We start from the raw sequence: 16811 nt of genomic DNA on the forward strand, positions 1-16811 counted from the left end.
AAAGGTAGGAGGCCAAAATGCCCTGGATCGAAGCAATCGCCATTGATGACGTTGAAGAAGAGGACGTCATTCGCTGGGACCACGTCGGTCGAACTTTTGCAATTGTCCGTGGCCCAGACGGAGATTTCTTTTGCACAGACGGTTTATGCACTCATGAACAGGTTCATCTGGCCGATGGCCTGGTGATGGATTACGAGATCGAGTGCCCCAAACATAACGGGATTTTCGATTACCGTTCGGGCCAAGCCTTGCGCGCCCCTGCCTGTGCAAAACTTGGAACTTATGAGACGAAGATTGAAGGTGGCAGAGTTTTCGTTTTGGTTTGAAGAATAATCTCACCGGACGCGCAGCCCTCAAGACGAACAGCGCCCAAAACCACAAGGCGGTCCCATGTCCGAAGACACGATCAACCTGAATGCAGATGGCATCCGACTGTCGTTCGACACCAGCATCGGCATGATCAAAAGCTTCACGGTGATGGACGGCGACGCTGGGATATCCCCGTTGCACCGCGCGCCTTGGGTCGGAATGGACGAGGCCCTTCCCGATGGGCTAGCGCCCCATCTATACAAGCTGGGAGGAGATTTTTTCTGCGCACCGTTTGGGCAAGAAAAAGACGGGGCACCCCTGCATGGTTGGCCTGCAAACGCATGCTGGTCGATCATTGATCTGTCGCCGGACCAATTGTCAGCCCGGTTGGATCACCGCGTCAACGATGCGGAAGTCATCAAAGCGCTTTCACTGCGCCCGGATCACCCCTTTGTTTATCAAAAACATACGTTTGTGGGCGGGTCCGGGTCGGTCCCGGTGGCCAATCATGCGAATATCTCTCTGCCAAATGGTGGCTTTATCCGGACCTCTGCCAAATCCTGCTGGATGACGCCTGCGACACCACAGGAAACCGACCCGAAACGCGGCAGGTCGGGGTTGGTTTACCCTGCGTCCAGTGACGATCCAACGCGTTTCCCGTCGCAGGACGGCACCTGTGATCTGACGTGCTATCCCTGGTTCCAAAGGCATGAGGATTTTGTTGCCGGGCTGGATGCACCCGGTGGCGGGTTGGGCTGGACAGCCGTCACCAGACCGGTCGAGGGTGATCTGTTCCTTTCGCTCAAGCGATCTGAACACCTGCCCATGACGATGCTGTGGCACTCGAACGGAGGGCGGGATTATCCGCCGTGGTCGGGCCGTCATTTTGGCTGCCTGGGCATCGAGGAAGGCACGGCCGGGCATGTTTTGGGACCTGATCGCAAAAAGGCACTGTCCGGGCCCGGTGCTTTGCAGCTGTCTCCGGCCCGCTCTGCCGTTGTCAAACACGTAATCGGCGCGATTGCCTGGCCTGCGGGTTCTCCGCTTCACTCCATAAACCTGCATGGTGACGGGCTGGAGGTTTTGGGGGATTGCGGAACACGCAAACGCATCAGCTTTGACACCGAATTCTTGCAGGGTTCCTAACACCCAATCGTCGCAGTCCCCGCGCCTTGACTGAGAGGGATTGGGCGACAGCCGGTTCCCTAACAGGAACAAAGCCATCGCCCGCCGGTCAAATGTCAGGCGTGATCGTCCTTCACCAACTCGCCTCGACCATGTCCTGACATACCGCCAGAAACCTCCTCGGTCGCTTCATCCGCCAATGTCTCTGGCAGGATCAGGTTCAGGACAATGGCGATCAGGGCCGCAGGTAAGATCCCCGACGCACCCAGAATTCGCAGCGTATCCGGCAGGTGTTGCAACGCGTTGACCGACCCCGGCGCGACGTTCATGACCTCTAGCTGAAGCCCCAGACCTATCGACAGCGAGACCGCGAAGATCACCATGTTTCGGCGGTTCCAGACCACGTCGGACAGCATCGAAACACCCGCTGCAACAACCATCCCGAACATGACGATGACCCCGCCGCCCAGTACTTCGATCGGAACGGTGCGAATGATGCCACCGACTTTCGGGACCAATCCGCAGATGATCAGGAATATGGCTCCGATGGTCACGACATGTCGGCTCATCAACCCGGTCATTGCGATAAGGCCCACATTCTGGCTGAACGAGGTGTTGGGAAACCCGCCAAAGATACCGGCAATGGCGGTGCCGAAACCGTCGGCAAAAGTCGCGCCCTGAATCTCCTTATCCGTCGCTTCGCGCCCCGCGCCACCTTTCGTGATCCCTGATACGTCGCCGACGGTTTCTACGGCTGAAACGAAGGCCATAAGGCAAAAGCCGATCACAGCGGCCAGAGAGAACTCGAACCCATACTTGAATGGCTGTGGCAGCGCGAAAGCCTCAGAACGTTCCCACGAACCCGAAATCGCCTCGAGCGGCAGTTTCCCGACGAGTATGCAATAGACATATCCGACAAGAATGCCGATCAGCACAGCCGAGACAGACAGCATCCCGCGGGCAAAGAATTTCAGCCCCAATGTGACAAACACAACGATCAACGCCGGGGCCCAGCTGGACAATGAACCGTAGGTTTCAGACCCCGAAGCCTTGGCCGGAACACCACCGGCGGCGTATTCGATGCCGACCTTCACCAATGCAAGCCCGATCATGGTAACCACAAGACCTGTGACCAAAGGCGGCAGGGCAAAGCGGATTCTGCCGATCACAGTGCCCAGCAAGGCATGGAAAAGACCGCCGATAATGACACCACCGAACAAAGCAGCCAGACCGTCGACACCTTTTCCGGCGACCAGCGGGATCATGATCGGGATAAAGGCGAAGGACGTCCCCTGCACGATGGGCAAGGCCGCCCCGACCGGGCCGATGGTGACCGTCTGCAACAGCGTGGCAACGCCTGCAAACAGCATCGACATCTGGATCAGGTACAGCAGTTCCGGGAAATCCGGGCTGTTCGAGCCAAAGCCGAAACCGGCGGCCCCGGCGACGATAATCGCTGGTGTGACGTTCGAGACAAACATCGCCAGCACATGCTGAATGCCCAACGGCACGGCACGATATATGGCAGGAAAATAGTTCGGATCACGAAGTTGCTCTGGCGTTCCGATAGATGAAGCAGTCATGGAGTCCCTCGCGTTGCGCCCCTGTTGCAGACTTTGCCGGAGTGTTGGCGCGCACGCTGTGACCTGCGTTCGACTCAGCCGCTTTGGACCTATTGGCCTTCTCTATGCCTTGACCTCCACAAAGTGGAGTTAGGTTAGTGCAGAAAAGCGTCGGGGATTATCAAAAATACCCGAAAGGTGCTGTGCTGGGCGGGGGGCCGATGGGTGGAATGCCCAGACGGATTATGAGTGGCGGGGAGACAGGGATTCGAACCCTGGGAACGCTCTCACGTTCAACGGTTTTCAAGACCGCCGCATTCGACCACTCTGCCACCTCCCCGTCGAAGGCAGGGTCTAAGGCCAACTGAAATCAGAGGCAAGTCGAAATCGGGAAATCTTGCCGAAGCCTGCGCAGCAGTCTTTCCATGACACCTCGCCCGCGTTATGCTCTGGCGGTAAGACCGTAGCAGGCTGGCGCGCAGAACCGGCCCTGCGGCGGGGCTCGGAAAAACGAGGCCCTTTCAGGCAAGGGATGAAAAGATGAAGCGAGCAACACAGACACGCGCAAGATCGCGAGGACTGGCTGTTTTGGCTGTGACTTTGACCGTTTTGTCCGGGTGTGAGGAAGTTTTACAATCACAGAACGCGTCTGAAGATGGCGCAAAATCCGGGGACGACTCGAAGATCGAGTTGCTGCCTCAGGTCACCAGCGCCTCGCAACGTGATGTCGAGGCGCCGGATGTGTTTTCCGTCACCGAGGCAGGTTTGTGGGACGGGCGTCCATCGCTGGGCGGTATCTGGGTCGCACATCCTGACGTCAAGCAGCCCGAACGCGTGCTGATCAAGAACACCGCCAACAACAAAACCATCACCGGCGCGCTGTTCCGGCGGGAACGCAATTTGCCGGGTCCGGCGCTGCAGGTATCCTCGGCGGCAGCAGAGGAATTGGGAATGCTGGCCGGTGCCCCAACCCGCGTCAGTGTCGTTGCCCTGCGCCGCGAAGAGGTCGAACAGAAGCCACCTGCCGAGGAACCCGCCCCCGAAGCGGAAACAACCAGTGAAGAGACCGAGGTCGCGGCAGCCGAAACCGCACCGGATACCGCGGCCGAGGAAAAGCCCGCCAAGCGGAAATGGTGGCAACGCAAGGAACCCGCAGCCGCGGCAGGCGCAGCCGGTGCCGCCGCCGCAGCAGTAGGGTCCGCAGCTGAGGACGCGGCAGAGACGGCGGTCGATGCCGCTGCACCGGAAGCCAGCGCAGCCGCCGCGCCGGGCCTGTCCGATGCTCCGGTCGCGCCGCCGCCCGAAAAGCCAGCCAAGCGCAAGTGGTGGCAAAAAAAGCAGCCTGACGAAATCACCCAGACGCCGCTGGACCCGATCGAAGGCGCAGCCGCCGCGATTGAAGCAGCCGAGCCGACACCGGCAGCCGCTGCGGCGGCCACGGCGGCGGCCCCCTCGAACCTGTCGAAACCCTTCGTTCAGGTCGGCACGTTCAGCGTCGAGGCCAATGCCAAGACCGCAGCGGACAAGGTTCGCAAGAACGGCATGACGGCCGACGTGCGCGAACTGAAAACCGAAGACAAAACGGTCTGGCGGGTTCTGGTCGGCCCCGCCGCGACCCGCGCGGAACGCAAGGCTATCCAGAGCGACGTGAAGGCTCTGGGCTTTACCGACGCGTTCACCGTGTCCAACTGATAACAGGAGGCGCCCTCGTGCTATCCGCATTGCGAACATCCGTATTCACCCTTGGGCTGGCCGTTCTGGCCCTGCCCGCGCACGCGTTCGATACTTCGGCGCGCGCGGCTTATGTGATGGACCAGACGACCGGAACGGTCCTGCTGTCGAAAGACGCCGATCAACCCTTGCCTCCGGCGTCGATGTCAAAGCTGATGACGCTGTATGTCGCGTTCGAAGCGCTGCGCGACGGGCGGTTGACCCTGCAGGAAACCCTGCCGGTGTCCGAACATGCAATGAGCTATGGCGGCTCGACCATGTTCCTGAACACGCAGGATCGCGTAACGGTCGAGGACCTGCTGCGCGGGATCATCGTGCTTTCGGGCAATGACGCCTGTGTGGTGATCGCCGAAGCGCTCAGCCCCGATGGCACCGAGGCGGGGTTTGCCCGCTACATGACCCAGCGCGCCAAGCAGATCGGTATGGACAATTCGAACTTTGCCAACTCGAACGGCTGGCCCGCTGCCGGGCATATGATGTCGGTGCATGATCTGGCGGTTCTGGCCGACAGGCTGATCACGGATTTCCCGGAATACTACCCCCTGTTCGCCGAAGAAGAGTTTGAATTTGACGGGCGCGCACCGTCCAACAAACGCAACCGGAACCCCCTGCTGCGGCTGGACATCGGGGCCGACGGGCTGAAAACCGGCCACACGCAAGAGGCGGGCTATGGCCTTGTCGGCTCGGCCAAACAGGGCGACCGCAGGGTGATCTTCGTGCTATCGGGTCTCGACAGTACCGCGCAGCGGGCAGAGGAGGCTGAGGCCGTGGTTAACTGGTCGTTTCGAAATTTTGTCGAGAGGACAGTTGCCACCGAAGAAGCGCCGATAGCCGAAGCCAAGCTGTGGATGGGCGAAAAAAAGACCGTGGGTCTGGTGCCCGAGGGTGATCTGAACGTATTGTTCCCCGTTTTGGGTGCACAGGATGTCGAGGCCGAGGTGGTCTATGAGGGTCCGATCAACGCGCCCGTCACCAAGGGCCAGCAACTGGCCGAACTGGTGATCAAACCCGAAGGTCTGCCCGAAATCCGCCGCCCTCTGGTCGCGGCCGAAGATGTACCGCTGGGCGGGTTCGTGGTGCGCATGATGACAGTGGGCGGCATTGTCCTGAAAGACGTGATCAATAACCCGCTGGAGTCGATGTGACGCAACGCGGGTTATTCCTGACCTTTGAAGGCATAGACGGATCAGGCAAATCAACTCAGGCCCGGATGCTGGCCGAGTATCTGCGCGACGATGGCCATCAGGTGGTGTTGACGCGTGAACCCGGCGGCTCGCCGGGGGCCGAGGAAATCCGTCGGCTGGTGCTGGAAGGCGACCCCGATCGCTGGTCGGCGGAAACCGAGTTGTTGCTGTTCACCGCCGCCCGCCGCGACCATCTGGAGCGGACCATCGAACCGGCTCTGGCCGATGGCATGGTGGTGATCTGCGACCGTTTTGCCGACAGCACACGCATGTATCAGGGCCTGTCGCGCGGCAATCTGCGCGGGCTGGTGGATCAGTTGCATGATCTGATGATCGGGCGCGAACCGGACATGACCCTGTTAATCGACATGGACCCGGATACCGGCCTGTCCCGCGCCAAAGGCCGTCAAGGCACCGAGGAACGGTTCGAGGATTTCGGCCCAGCCCTGCAAAAACAGATGCGCGCCGGGTTTCTGGCCTTGGCGGATGAATTCTCTGACCGGTTCCGCGTCGTCGATGGCAATCGCGACATGGACAGCGTCGCACAGGATGTGAGAGATATCGTCGAGGCAGCCCTGCGATAGACGATGAGCGACGACACCCCAACCCCAGATCAGGCGCCCGGCGCGCCGCATCCGCGTGAAACCGCCCGCCTGTTCGGGCAGGACGCGGCGGAACAGGCGTTTCTGACCGCCTACACCTCGGACCGGCTGCACCATGGCTGGCTTCTGACCGGCCCGCGCGGGGTTGGGAAGGCAACGTTGGCCTGGCGGATCGCGCGGTTCCTGCTGGCAACACCCCCTGCTGATGACGGTGGGCTTTTTGGCGCGCCTCCGCCCCCTGAAACACTGGATATTGATCCGGATCATCCGGTCTCGCACCGTATCATGGCGGGGGCGGAGCCCGGTTTGGCGGCCATTACACGTTCGCTAAACGATCAGGGGCGGTTGCGCGGCGAGATTGTCGTGGATGACATCCGAAAGCTGGGCAAGTTCTTCGGCCTGTCTTCGGCGGATGGCGGACGGCGTGTGGTCATCGTCGATTCAGCGGATGAGTTGAACGTCAGCGCCGCAAATGCGCTGTTGAAAATGCTTGAGGAACCGCCCGCGCGGACCACGCTGTTGCTGATCTCGCACCAACCTTCGCGCCTGTTGCCGACGATACGGTCGCGGTGTCGGACCCTGCGCTTGTCGCCGCTGGGGCCCGAGGACATGCAGGCCGCACTGGCGCAGACCGGGGCGGAACCGCCTGCGCAGCCGGATCATCTGGCCGCGCTGGCTGCCGGGTCGGTCGGCGATGCCGTGCGTCTGATCAATCTTGGCGGGCTGGAGATTTATGCCGAACTGATCGCCATTCTGGGCACCCTGCCCCGCATGAACCGCCAACGCGCGCTGGCACTTGCCGAAGCCGCCGCCCAGCGCGGCGCAGCAGATCGGTTCGAATTGCTGCTGACATTGATTGACGTCGCCCTGTCCCGCCTTGCCTTGACCGGCGCCACCGGCACCCCACCCGCGCCCGAGGCCGCCCCGAACGAGGCCGCGACGCTCGCGCGCCTGTCGGCCTCACCCGATCAGGCGCGGCGCTGGGCCGAGGTCGCCGCGACAATCACGGCCCGCGCACGCCATGGTCAGGCGGTGAACCTTGACCCTGCCGCTTTGGTTCTAGATACGGTGTTCAAGATACAGGAAACCGCCGGTCAGAGCAGATGAGCGACACCCCCCAAATCACCGACAGCCATTGCCATCTGGACTTCCCCGATTTCGAGGGGCAACTGGACCATATCATCGCCAACGCCGCCGAGGCAGGCGTGACCCGCATGGTCACGATCTGCACCCGTTTGCGCAACGAGCCTTCCGTCCGCGCCATCGCCGAGGCCTACGCTCCGGTCTTCTACGCCGCGGGCACCCACCCGATGAGTGCCGCAGACGAGCCAATGGCAACGGTCGATGAACTGGTCGCTTTGGCGCAACACCCAAAATTCGTGGGCATCGGCGAATCCGGACTGGATTACCACTACACCGCCGACAGCGCCGAGGTGCAGAAACAATCGCTGCGCATCCATATCGAAACCGCCCAGCGCACCGGCCTGCCATTGATCATCCACGCCCGCGCCGCCGATGACGACATGGCCCGCATTCTGGCCGAGGAATACCGCAACGCGCCCTATTCCTGCGTCATGCATTGCTTCTCGTCCTCCGCCGAGTTGGCCAAGGCTGCTCTGGATTTGGGGTTCTACCTGTCCATGTCCGGCATCGCTGCTTTCCCCAAAAGTCAGGAGTTGCGCGACATCTTCGCCGCCGCGCCCGTGGACCGCATTCTGGTCGAAACCGACGCGCCCTACCTGGCCCCGCCGCCCTATCGCGGCAAACGCAATGAGCCTGCCTATACCGCGCACACAGCCCGCAAGGGGGCCGAGGTGTTCGGCATGGATTACGCCGCATTTGCCGCGCAAACGCAGGCCAATTTCGACCGCCTGTTCTCGAAGGCCGCTTTGTACAAGGCCGCTGCATGAATCAGCTGCGGTGCACCATTCTGGGCTGCGGGTCCTCGGGCGGCGTGCCGCGCCTTGGCGGGCAATGGGGCGATTGCGACCCAACGAACCCGCGCAATATCCGCCGCCGCTGCTCGATGCTGGTGGAGCGGGACGGACCAGATGGCACCACATCGGTCCTGATCGACACAACGCCGGACATGCGCAGCCAGTTGCTGGATACCGGCACCGGTCGGTTGGACGGGGTGGTCTATACCCACTCTCACGCTGACCACGTGCATGGCATCGACGATCTGAGGATGATTGTCTTCAACATGAAATCCCGCGTGCCGGTCTGGGCTGATGGCGATACGCAAAACGCCCTGCTTGGACGGTTTGGATATGCGTTTATCCAACCCGAAGGCTCACCCTATCCGCCGATCCTCGATCTGAAATCCATTGACGGCGCTTTCGAAGTAGACGGTCCCGGTGGCCCGATCCCCTTTCAACCGTTCAAGGTCAATCACGGCTCGATCGACGCGCTGGGATTTCGCATGGGCAACCTTGCCTACCTTCCCGACGTGGCCGAGGTCTACGACGACGCGTGGCCTGCGATGGAGGGGCTGGATTGCCTTGTCATCGACGCCCTGCGCCGCACGCCGCACCCGACCCATGCGCATCTGGAAAAGACGCTGGGCTGGATTGAAAAGCTGCAACCGAAACAGGCGGTACTGACCAATATGCATATCGATCTGGACTATGCGACCGTCGAGGCCGAGACCGCCGACCACATCACCCCCGCCTATGACGGGATGGTGATCCATCAGGCGCTGTAAGGACCTGCCCCGCGCAATCCGGATACCGCCAAGCCGGGGGGCGAAATGCTTCAAAGCCTGATTGATGTCATCCTGCCGGTCTTTCTGGTCATCGGTGCGGGCTATGCCGCCACACGATCGGGCTATTTCAAAGAAGTGCATGTCGATGGTCTGATGAAATTCACGCAGGGCTTCGCCATCCCCTGCCTGCTGTTTTTGGCCATCGCGCATCTGGACCTCAGCGCCAGTTTCGATCCGCGCCTGTTGGCCAGCTTCTACTCTGCCGCTGCGCTTTGCTTCACCGCCGGGCTGTTCGGCGCGCGGCTGATCTTTGGGCGCGAGTGGGAAGACTGCGTCGCCATCGGCTTTTGCTGCCTGTTTTCGAACTCTGTCCTGCTGGGCCTGCCGATAACCGAGCGTGCCTATGGGCCTGAAAACCTGACCGGAAACTACGCGATCATCGCGTTCCATTCGCCCTTCTGTTATGGCGTCGGCATCACGGTGATGGAGATCGTCCGAAATCGCGGCCATGGCGGCGCGCGGATGGCACGCTCGGTCCTGTCTGCGATGTTCAAGAACGCTTTGATCCTGGGCATTGCGCTTGGGTTTGTCGTCAACCTCTCGGGCCTTGTCATTCCCCGCGTGGTCGATGAAGCGCTTGGCCTTGTGACCCGCGCGGCCTTGCCCGGGGCGTTGTTTGCACTGGGCGGCGTGCTGGTCAAATACAAGCCCGAAGGCGATTTGCGCACGATTGCCTATGTGTGCTGCATCTCACTGATGCTGCACCCAAGCCTTGTCTGGATCTTCGGCAAATCCACCGGACTGCCGCAGGACCTGTTCCGCTCGGGCGTTTTGAACGCGGCCATGGCACCGGGTTTCAATGCCTATATCTTTGCCAATATGTATGGCCGCGCCAAACGGGTCGCCGCTTCATCCGTTCTGATCGGAACGGGCGTTTCGATCCTGACCGTCTGGCTTTGGCTGGCCGTTTTGGGTTAACACCTGTCTTGACTTGCAGGCCCGGCGACACAGCTATCGCCCAAGAACAGGAGCCGATATGCCGCACGCCATTATTGTTGCCCATGGTCAACCCTCGGATCCCGATCCGGCCGAGGCCTCTTTGGCGCGGTTTGCCGCGCAGGTAGACGCCGTGGCGACCGGTGTATCGGTGCACTCTGCCACCCTCGCGGCCCCCGGATCGCTTGAGGCCATGATGGATAGCCTGCCCGGTAACGCAGTGATTTACCCTTTGTTCATGGCCAAGGGCTGGTTCGTCACCAGCGCCCTGCCGAAACGTGTCGGAAATCGTGGCCTGCAGATTCTGGACCCGTTGGGCGTTGACCCGGAATTGGCCAATCTGGCGGCCTCGGCCCTGCAGGATGCGTTGGTCGCGAACCAATGGCTGGCGTCAAAAACAGATCTGGTGATCGCCGCCCACGGATCGGGGCGCAGCCGCAATCCTGCGATCGTGACGCAGGATTTTGCAAAGACACTGGGTGAGATTCTTGCCTTCAAATCAATTCACGTGGGCTTTGTTGAGGAACCCCCTTCAATTGCCGATGCAGCGAGCAGCGTGGGTCAGAAATCCATATGCCTGCCCTTCTTTGCCTGCACAGGCGGGCACGTGTTGGAAGACGTCCCGCAAGAACTGGACCGCGCCGGGTTCCAAGGGCAGCTGTTGCCCGTGGTCGGAGAGCTTCCGCCCATACAACTCCAGATCGCCCGGAAACTGAGCGCCGCCTTCGAGGCCGCCTGACAAGGGTCAACTCACGACTGCGCTTGCAACAGCGTTGAGTACAGTCGATGGCAGGATCGCCCTTCCCGCTTGGCCTGATACAGCGCCAGATCGGCGGCATGAAGAATCTCTGCCGCTTTGGGCGCATCGAACTGGGTGGAGATCGCCGTTCCGATGCTTGCGGAAATACGGCAGGGCTGTTGTTGAAACATCATCGGCTCATTCAATCGCGCGATCAGGCGCGCGGCGATGGAGGCCAACACATCCTCTCGGGTCAGGCCCTTGAAAATAATCACAAACTCATCGCCGCCGACACGCGCAACGGTGTCGTCGCCCCGCGTTTCCTCGACCATGATCTGGGCGGCTTGCTGCAATACATAGTCCCCGGCGGCGTGACCCAATCGGTCATTCACGGCTTTGAAATAGTCCAGATCCAGATGCATCAGCGCAAACGACGCGTTGGCCGATACCAGATGCCCCAGCATATGATCCATCGCGCGGCGGTTTTTCAGGCCGGTCAAGGTGTCGGTATAGGCTTGCTCCTCGGCGGCCAGCATCGCGCCCTGCAACCGCAGGTTCAGGGACCGCGATGCCTCCATCGCGGCGGATTTCGCCTCGACCAGATACAGAAGTTCGATGGCCAGATCGGTGCCCGAAAAATCGGCACTGGTCAGGGCGTAATCCCGCACCGCGTCCAGGATCGAGATGCCAAATGACAGGTTGATCACCGCCCCACGCCCATTCGGTAACGGCGCAACAAGCCCTTTCAGGGCGGTTCGGGGTTCATCAAGAAACTTCAGATGCAGCTTCGCCCCGGCCATGGACATCAGCGCCGGAATGGTGGTGACGGTGCGCGGGCGGATCAGTTGGAACACGTCCAAAAAACTTTTTCCGATCAGAGGCATGTCCGGGCGCAGCTTTTGCAGGGTAGGCCCGGCCCGTTCGATTCTCCCGCCTTCATCCAGCAGCAGAAACATCGGGCACAGGGTTTCCAGCAAATGCGCCAGATCCTCGGGTTCTGTCATCCGTTTCGCGCCCCCAAATCGAAATGCCGCCCTTCCGCGAAGGCGCTTTCCACCAACATGATCGAGATAACCTCGACCGTGTCCTGTTGTCCGTCATGCGACAGCATCACCAGCGCGCCATAATCGTCGGCCATGGCCCGCAGGACCCCGACCATCACGCTGGAATAGCCCGGCAACCCCGAATAACACAGCAATTGATATTCGGTCGCAGAACGTTCCCGCAACTCCAAGGCGGGCAAGGTCAGGTCCGACACGGCCAGACGGACGCGATCCGCAAGATCGTCCAGCGAATGCAGAAACTCGACATAGCTGACGCCGCCAAACCTCAGCAATCGTCGCAAGCCTTCCATATTGGGATGCGAGACCAGATAGGTGCCGACGTCTTCGAGTATTTCGGGCTGTGGACGCCCCAGATCGTGGCTCAACGCGTCAAGAACCTGCGCCAGCACGTCTTCGCCATAGATCAACATGGGCTCGAACTCGTGAAACCGCAGCCCTGCCGCCTCAGTCACGCGCAGCCAGCACGATTGACCATAAGTCGCACAGACAAAGGATTGGATCGCCCGATTGATCAGACCATGCATAAGGTGCCCCAGATTGGTTTCACCCTACTGTGGTCTGACAATCCTTAACAAATAGCCAAAATCTGCCCGATTTGCCGAGAATCCGCTCAAGCAAGACGGTCTAAGGTCAAAAATCCGTGGGTGCCCCACCTTCTGCTTTGCGACGTTCAACAAACTCGGCCAGCTCCTCGCGAATTCCGTCATCCATCGCCGGAGGCTCAAAACTGGTGATGATCTCTTTGAACATGTGATGCGCCCGTTCGGCAGTCCAGATACCGCCTGCGACCTCCCAGCCTTCATAGTTTTTCCAGTCGCTCAGGAAGGGTTGATAAAACGCTGTTGTGTACCGATCCTGTGTGTGTTGGATGCCAAAGAAATGGCCGTCATTCCCGACCGAACGGATGGCGTCCACGGCGATCTCATCCGGGCCGGTCGCGACAATTTCAGGATCCATATATCGTTGAATTTGCTGAAGAACCTCGCAATCCATGATGAATTTCTCGGGGCTTGCGATCAGGCCGCCTTCCAGCCAGCCAGCCGCATGATACACCATGTTCGTGCCCGACTGTACCGCCGCCCAAAGCGAGTTTGACGTCTCCCAAACCGATTGCCCGTCCGGTACATTCGCTGCGCAAACGCCCGAGGATCGCATCGGCAGATTATAGAACCGCGCCATCTGCCCGGTCATCTGGGTCGAGCGCATGTATTCCGGCGTTCCAAAAGCCGGAGCGCCGGTTTTCATGTCGACATTTGACGTAAACGTCCCGATTGCGCAGGGCGTGCCGGGGCGGACATATTGGAACAGCGCAATCGCGCACAGGGCCTCGGCCAGCGATTGCGCCACCGCGCCCGCCATCGTCACCGGAGCCATCGCGCCAGCGAGGGTGAATGGCGTCACCACAATCGCCTGCCCCCGCCGGGCCAGACGCAAACAGCCGTCGATCATCGGATAGTCGTGTTTCAGGGGCGAGGTCGAGTTGATGTTGGTATACATCCGAGGCGCTGCATCGAATTCCTCATGGGTCAGGCCGCCTGCGATCCGCACCATTTCCATCACGTCTTCGACCCGCTCTTTGCCCAGCGAATAGGCGTGCATCGCCTTATCCGTCAGCGTCAGCTTGTCATACAGCACATCCAGATGCCGGACGCTGGCATGCAGATCCACGGGTTCGACCGGATAGCCCCCGGCAAAGTGGATGCAGTTGAAATATTGCGTCAGTTTCAGAAGGTTGCGACACATCTGGCGGTTGCCGGGAACCTTCTTGCCGATCTCCATGTCCCAGTAATTTGGTGGCGACGAGACGTTCCCGAACACCATATTCTTGCCGCCGATTTCAATCGTGCGTTCAGGATTTCGGGGGGTGATCGTGAAACTGCTGGGGGCCTTGGCCACCATCTCCATCACGAAATCGCGGCCCATCCGAACGTTGTCGCCTTCTATCGTGCACCCGGCCTTGCGCAGGATCTCAACGGCTTCGTCATTGTAGAACTCGATACCGATCTCTTCCAGAATACGCATCGCGCCATCATGGATCGCCTCGATCCCTTCGGGACCCAGCGGTTCGGTCGGTCGGTCGGTGTTGACCGGCGGGTTCCATGGCATCTGATCTATAACGGCGCTTCCGCGTCGGGCGGCGGCCCCGGCGCGGCCGCCGCCGCGCCGTTTGCGAGTACTTGTGTCGGCCATCGTCCCCTCCTGCTTTGCTTATCCCAAGCAAGCCTTGAAGACCGTCCAACAGCCGCTCTGTCTGCGACAGAAAATGTCGGTTTCTTATTCCGATATGCCGAATTTCGGGTCGGCGAGGTCAGTTCTGCGCCAGCCAGACCGGGATATGCCCGATATCCGGCAGAACCACATCGGCCATCGGGGCCAGTACCTCGGCCTTGGCCAGGCCTGTCAGAACGCCAATGGTCACCATTCCGGCAGCACGCCCGGCCTGCAGGTCATGCAGGCTGTCACCCACCATGGCAATACGCGACGGATCGACACCGACATGGGCGGCAAAAGCCAGCAACTGCCCCGGTCCGGGCTTATATCCATGGCCGCTGTCATACCCGGCGATAAAGTCGAAATGATCGCGAATGCCCACCGACTCCAGATGCCGAAGCGCGGGGTGTTCGCTGTCATTTGTTGCAACGCCAAGTTTGAGGCCGGATTTCCGCAGACCATCCAGAAACGGTTCCAACGGCACTGCGGGGGCCTGAGTGGCCGCCGCGGCCTCGGTATTCATAAGTTCGACCAATTCGGCAAGCGTATAGCCTTCGACATGAGGCAGCAGAAACTCGGCAATCTCTTCGACCGTGGCTGCGATGACGATACTGTCTTCGGTATATTTTCCCTGTTCAAGGTCATAACCGATCAATCCCCCCAACTCTGCGGCGCGGGAATGGTCACCGTCGCTCAGGCGCATCAGCAGCGACCGCCCGAATGCCCCCCACGTATTGGCGAAATCGAACAGAGTGCCGTCCTTGTCGAAGACGATTGCATCAATGGGCATCGCAGGCTCCTGCTGAGATAGGGTTAGGTCCAGTGCATTTCACCGCCCGCCAGCACCGCGCGGGCCTGTGCGGGTTGGGCATATGGGACCGAATGCGCGTCACAAAACGCGATGATCCACGAATCATCCATCAGAAGGAAATCCAGAACGGATGCCAAAAACGTAGGGTCGCCCGCATTGATCCGCAAATCCTGAGACGCAGCGCCGGTTGAGCCAAGAAATACAGGCAAAAGCTCTTCATTTCCGACCAGCCAGCCCAGGGCGGTCAGCGCAAGCGTTTCGGCAGAATCGGCAGAAAGTGACATAAACCGGCCCTGGATTCGGTCTTGGAAAGGGTTTGTTAACCAGACTCATAAACACTTTGTTGACGCATGCAATCAACGGTGAGCGACTATGTCCGTGCAGGGAACCATCCTTGTCCTCGACGGGGTATCAACCAACCGCATTATGCTGAAGGTTCAGCTGACGGCGGCATGGTATCACGTGGTTCAGGGGGAAAAGCTAAAGGGACTGCGGGCTTTGCTGCGGCGGGTGCGGCCCGATCTTGTTCTGACCGCGCAGACCCTGCCAGACGGGACGGCCGCGGACGTCAAAAAGCTGATCCTGAATGAGCCCGAGCTGGGCGATGTGCCCGTGGTGGCGCTTGCGCCGCAGAATGACAAGGCCGCCCGCCTGCGCGCGCTGGAAGATGGGCTGGATGATGTGATGACCCATCCGTTCAAGGATACGCTGCTACTGGCCCGCATTCGCAGCCTGTTGCGGGCGCGGGCCGACACGCAGGATCTTCACGTCAACGACACCCCTCAGACCATTGGATTCGCGGAACAAGCCACGGCATTTCTCACCCCACACAAGCCAGCGCGCGTCGATATTCTGTCGCTGACACACCGAACCGGCACGATATGGAACAAGGCCCTGTCCCATCAGACACGGCACATTGTCGGCTGGCACACGCAATCCAATCTACAGTCGCTTTTGTCCGGCCCGACCCCGGACGCCGTCGTGATCGAATTGGATGCCAGCCCGAGCGGTTTGAATATTCTCGCCGACCTCAGATCTCGCAGCGCGACGCGCCACACAGTTCTGATCGGGGTGCTGGACGACACCAATGCCGCCATGGCGTCCGAGGCTTTGGATCGCGGCGCGGATGCCGTTTGCCTTGGCGGCTTCTGCCCGCAGGAAATTCAGTTGCGACTGGCAAACCAGCTTGCCCGGAAAACACGTATCGATCAGATGCGCGCCTCGCTGAAACGCGGGATCGCCGACTCGTGGATCGACCCGCTGACCGGGCTGCACAACCGACGCTACGGGATGCATGCGATGGAACAGATCGCCCGCCAATCGCTGAGGTCCGGGCGCGGCTTTGCGATCATGCTGGCCGATCTGGACCATTTCAAAACGATCAATGACCGCTTTGGGCATGCCAGCGGCGACATGGTGCTGACGCAGGCCGCGACCCGGATGCAGCGGGTTCTGGGGGACACCGGGTTTGTCGCCCGCATCGGCGGTGAAGAGTTCATGATCGGGGCCTCAAACATGACCCGCGCACGGGCCGTAAAACTGGCAGAGGCGCTGTGTGACAGTATTTGCCAACAACCCTTTCACCTATCCGACAAACAGGACCCGATCCCGGTTACGATCAGCATCGGCCTCAAACACGCCTCGCCCGGCTATGCGTCGCAAGATACACGGCCCGAGCCTGTGGACAGGCTGATGAAATCAGCGGATGAGGCGCTGTATGCCGCGAAAAGAGCAGGCCGCAATCAGGTTCGGATCCGCCAAAGCGCGGCATGA

At 60.5% G+C, this 16811-nt stretch carries 17 protein-coding genes and 1 tRNA gene; 11 read left to right on the plus strand and 7 right to left on the minus strand.

The features are described 5' to 3' along the window. Positions 1 to 17 precede the first annotated feature (17 nt). Positions 18 to 326 carry a MocE family 2Fe-2S type ferredoxin gene (locus ACR0LW_RS11655; RefSeq protein WP_170734401.1) on the plus strand — a complete coding sequence of 103 codons (309 nt, stop codon included), beginning with the start codon at positions 18 to 20 and terminating at the stop codon, positions 324 to 326. A 64-nt stretch (positions 327 to 390) separates the two neighbouring features. Then, the gene (locus ACR0LW_RS11660) at positions 391 to 1455 is read left to right on the plus strand and encodes a hypothetical protein (protein ID WP_480882748.1); all 1065 of its coding nucleotides are present in this window, start codon (positions 391 to 393) and stop codon (positions 1453 to 1455) included. Positions 1456 to 1550: 95 nt separating this feature from the next. Here ACR0LW_RS11660 and ACR0LW_RS11665 read toward each other — a convergent pair whose 3' ends face one another. Together ACR0LW_RS11665 and ACR0LW_RS11670 are read right to left on the minus strand one after the other, a co-directional pair. Beyond that, entirely contained in the window at positions 1551 to 3017 is a 1467-nt protein-coding gene (locus tag ACR0LW_RS11665; protein ID WP_480581959.1) for a uracil-xanthine permease family protein, read from the minus strand. Positions 3018 to 3246: 229 nt separating this feature from the next. Beyond that, positions 3247 to 3336, minus strand: a tRNA-Ser gene (locus ACR0LW_RS11670). A gap of 254 nt (positions 3337 to 3590) precedes the next feature. On the opposite strand from ACR0LW_RS11670, the gene ACR0LW_RS11675 reads away from it, so the two are divergent. The 8 genes from ACR0LW_RS11675 to ACR0LW_RS11710 are packed head-to-tail and all read left to right on the plus strand — an operon-like array spanning position 3591 to position 10952. Then, a complete protein-coding gene (locus ACR0LW_RS11675; RefSeq protein WP_480882783.1) occupies positions 3591 to 4688 on the plus strand; it encodes an SPOR domain-containing protein in 1098 nt (365 codons plus the stop codon). Between the two features lie 17 nt (positions 4689 to 4705). Continuing rightward, entirely contained in the window at positions 4706 to 5872 is a 1167-nt protein-coding gene (locus ACR0LW_RS11680) for a D-alanyl-D-alanine carboxypeptidase family protein (protein ID WP_170451855.1), read from the plus strand. Then, positions 5869 to 6495, plus strand: a complete 627-nt coding sequence (gene tmk, locus ACR0LW_RS11685; protein WP_170451857.1) for a dTMP kinase — start codon at positions 5869 to 5871, stop codon at positions 6493 to 6495. Before ACR0LW_RS11680 ends, tmk begins: the two co-directional genes overlap by 4 nt. A 3-nt stretch (positions 6496 to 6498) precedes the next feature. Continuing rightward, the gene (locus tag ACR0LW_RS11690) at positions 6499 to 7620 is read left to right on the plus strand and encodes a DNA polymerase III subunit delta' (RefSeq protein ID WP_480882750.1); all 1122 of its coding nucleotides are present in this window, start codon (positions 6499 to 6501) and stop codon (positions 7618 to 7620) included. Then, a complete protein-coding gene (locus tag ACR0LW_RS11695) occupies positions 7617 to 8423 on the plus strand; it encodes a TatD family hydrolase (RefSeq protein WP_170451862.1) in 807 nt (268 codons plus the stop codon). The genes ACR0LW_RS11690 and ACR0LW_RS11695 overlap by 4 nt, the downstream gene beginning before the upstream one ends. Beyond that, positions 8420 to 9217, plus strand: coding sequence for an MBL fold metallo-hydrolase (locus tag ACR0LW_RS11700; protein ID WP_170451864.1), 798 nt, complete (start codon positions 8420 to 8422; stop codon positions 9215 to 9217). Before ACR0LW_RS11695 ends, ACR0LW_RS11700 begins: the two co-directional genes overlap by 4 nt. A 45-nt stretch (positions 9218 to 9262) precedes the next feature. Beyond that, positions 9263 to 10195, plus strand: coding sequence for an AEC family transporter (locus ACR0LW_RS11705; protein WP_170451866.1), 933 nt, complete (start codon positions 9263 to 9265; stop codon positions 10193 to 10195). 58 nt (positions 10196 to 10253) lie between these two features. Next, positions 10254 to 10952, plus strand: coding sequence for a CbiX/SirB N-terminal domain-containing protein (locus ACR0LW_RS11710; RefSeq protein ID WP_480582079.1), 699 nt, complete (start codon positions 10254 to 10256; stop codon positions 10950 to 10952). A gap of 11 nt (positions 10953 to 10963) precedes the next feature. Here the strand turns inward: ACR0LW_RS11710 and ACR0LW_RS11715 are convergent, their stop codons facing one another. From ACR0LW_RS11715 to ACR0LW_RS11735, 5 genes are all read right to left on the minus strand, one after another. After that, complete coding sequence (locus tag ACR0LW_RS11715; RefSeq protein ID WP_170451877.1) at positions 10964 to 11956, minus strand: diguanylate cyclase domain-containing protein; 993 nt, start codon at positions 11954 to 11956, stop codon at positions 10964 to 10966. After that, positions 11953 to 12540 carry a heme NO-binding domain-containing protein gene (locus ACR0LW_RS11720; protein WP_480882754.1) on the minus strand — a complete coding sequence of 196 codons (588 nt, stop codon included), beginning with the start codon at positions 12538 to 12540 and terminating at the stop codon, positions 11953 to 11955. Before ACR0LW_RS11720 ends, ACR0LW_RS11715 begins: the two co-directional genes overlap by 4 nt. Before the next feature lie 106 nt (positions 12541 to 12646). Further along, positions 12647 to 14206: a trimethylamine methyltransferase family protein gene (locus ACR0LW_RS11725; protein WP_480882755.1), complete on the minus strand. Its 1560-nt coding sequence runs from the start codon at positions 14204 to 14206 to the stop codon at positions 12647 to 12649. A 118-nt stretch (positions 14207 to 14324) separates the two neighbouring features. Next, a complete protein-coding gene (locus ACR0LW_RS11730) occupies positions 14325 to 15017 on the minus strand; it encodes an HAD family hydrolase (RefSeq protein ID WP_170734389.1) in 693 nt (230 codons plus the stop codon). 23 nt (positions 15018 to 15040) lie between these two features. Beyond that, positions 15041 to 15322, minus strand: coding sequence for a DUF3572 domain-containing protein (locus ACR0LW_RS11735; RefSeq protein WP_480882756.1), 282 nt, complete (start codon positions 15320 to 15322; stop codon positions 15041 to 15043). Between the two features lie 88 nt (positions 15323 to 15410). On the opposite strand from ACR0LW_RS11735, the gene ACR0LW_RS11740 reads away from it, so the two are divergent. Further along, a complete protein-coding gene (locus tag ACR0LW_RS11740) occupies positions 15411 to 16811 on the plus strand; it encodes a diguanylate cyclase (RefSeq protein ID WP_480882757.1) in 1401 nt (466 codons plus the stop codon).

Source organism: Ruegeria sp. N4 (assembly GCF_056531425.1).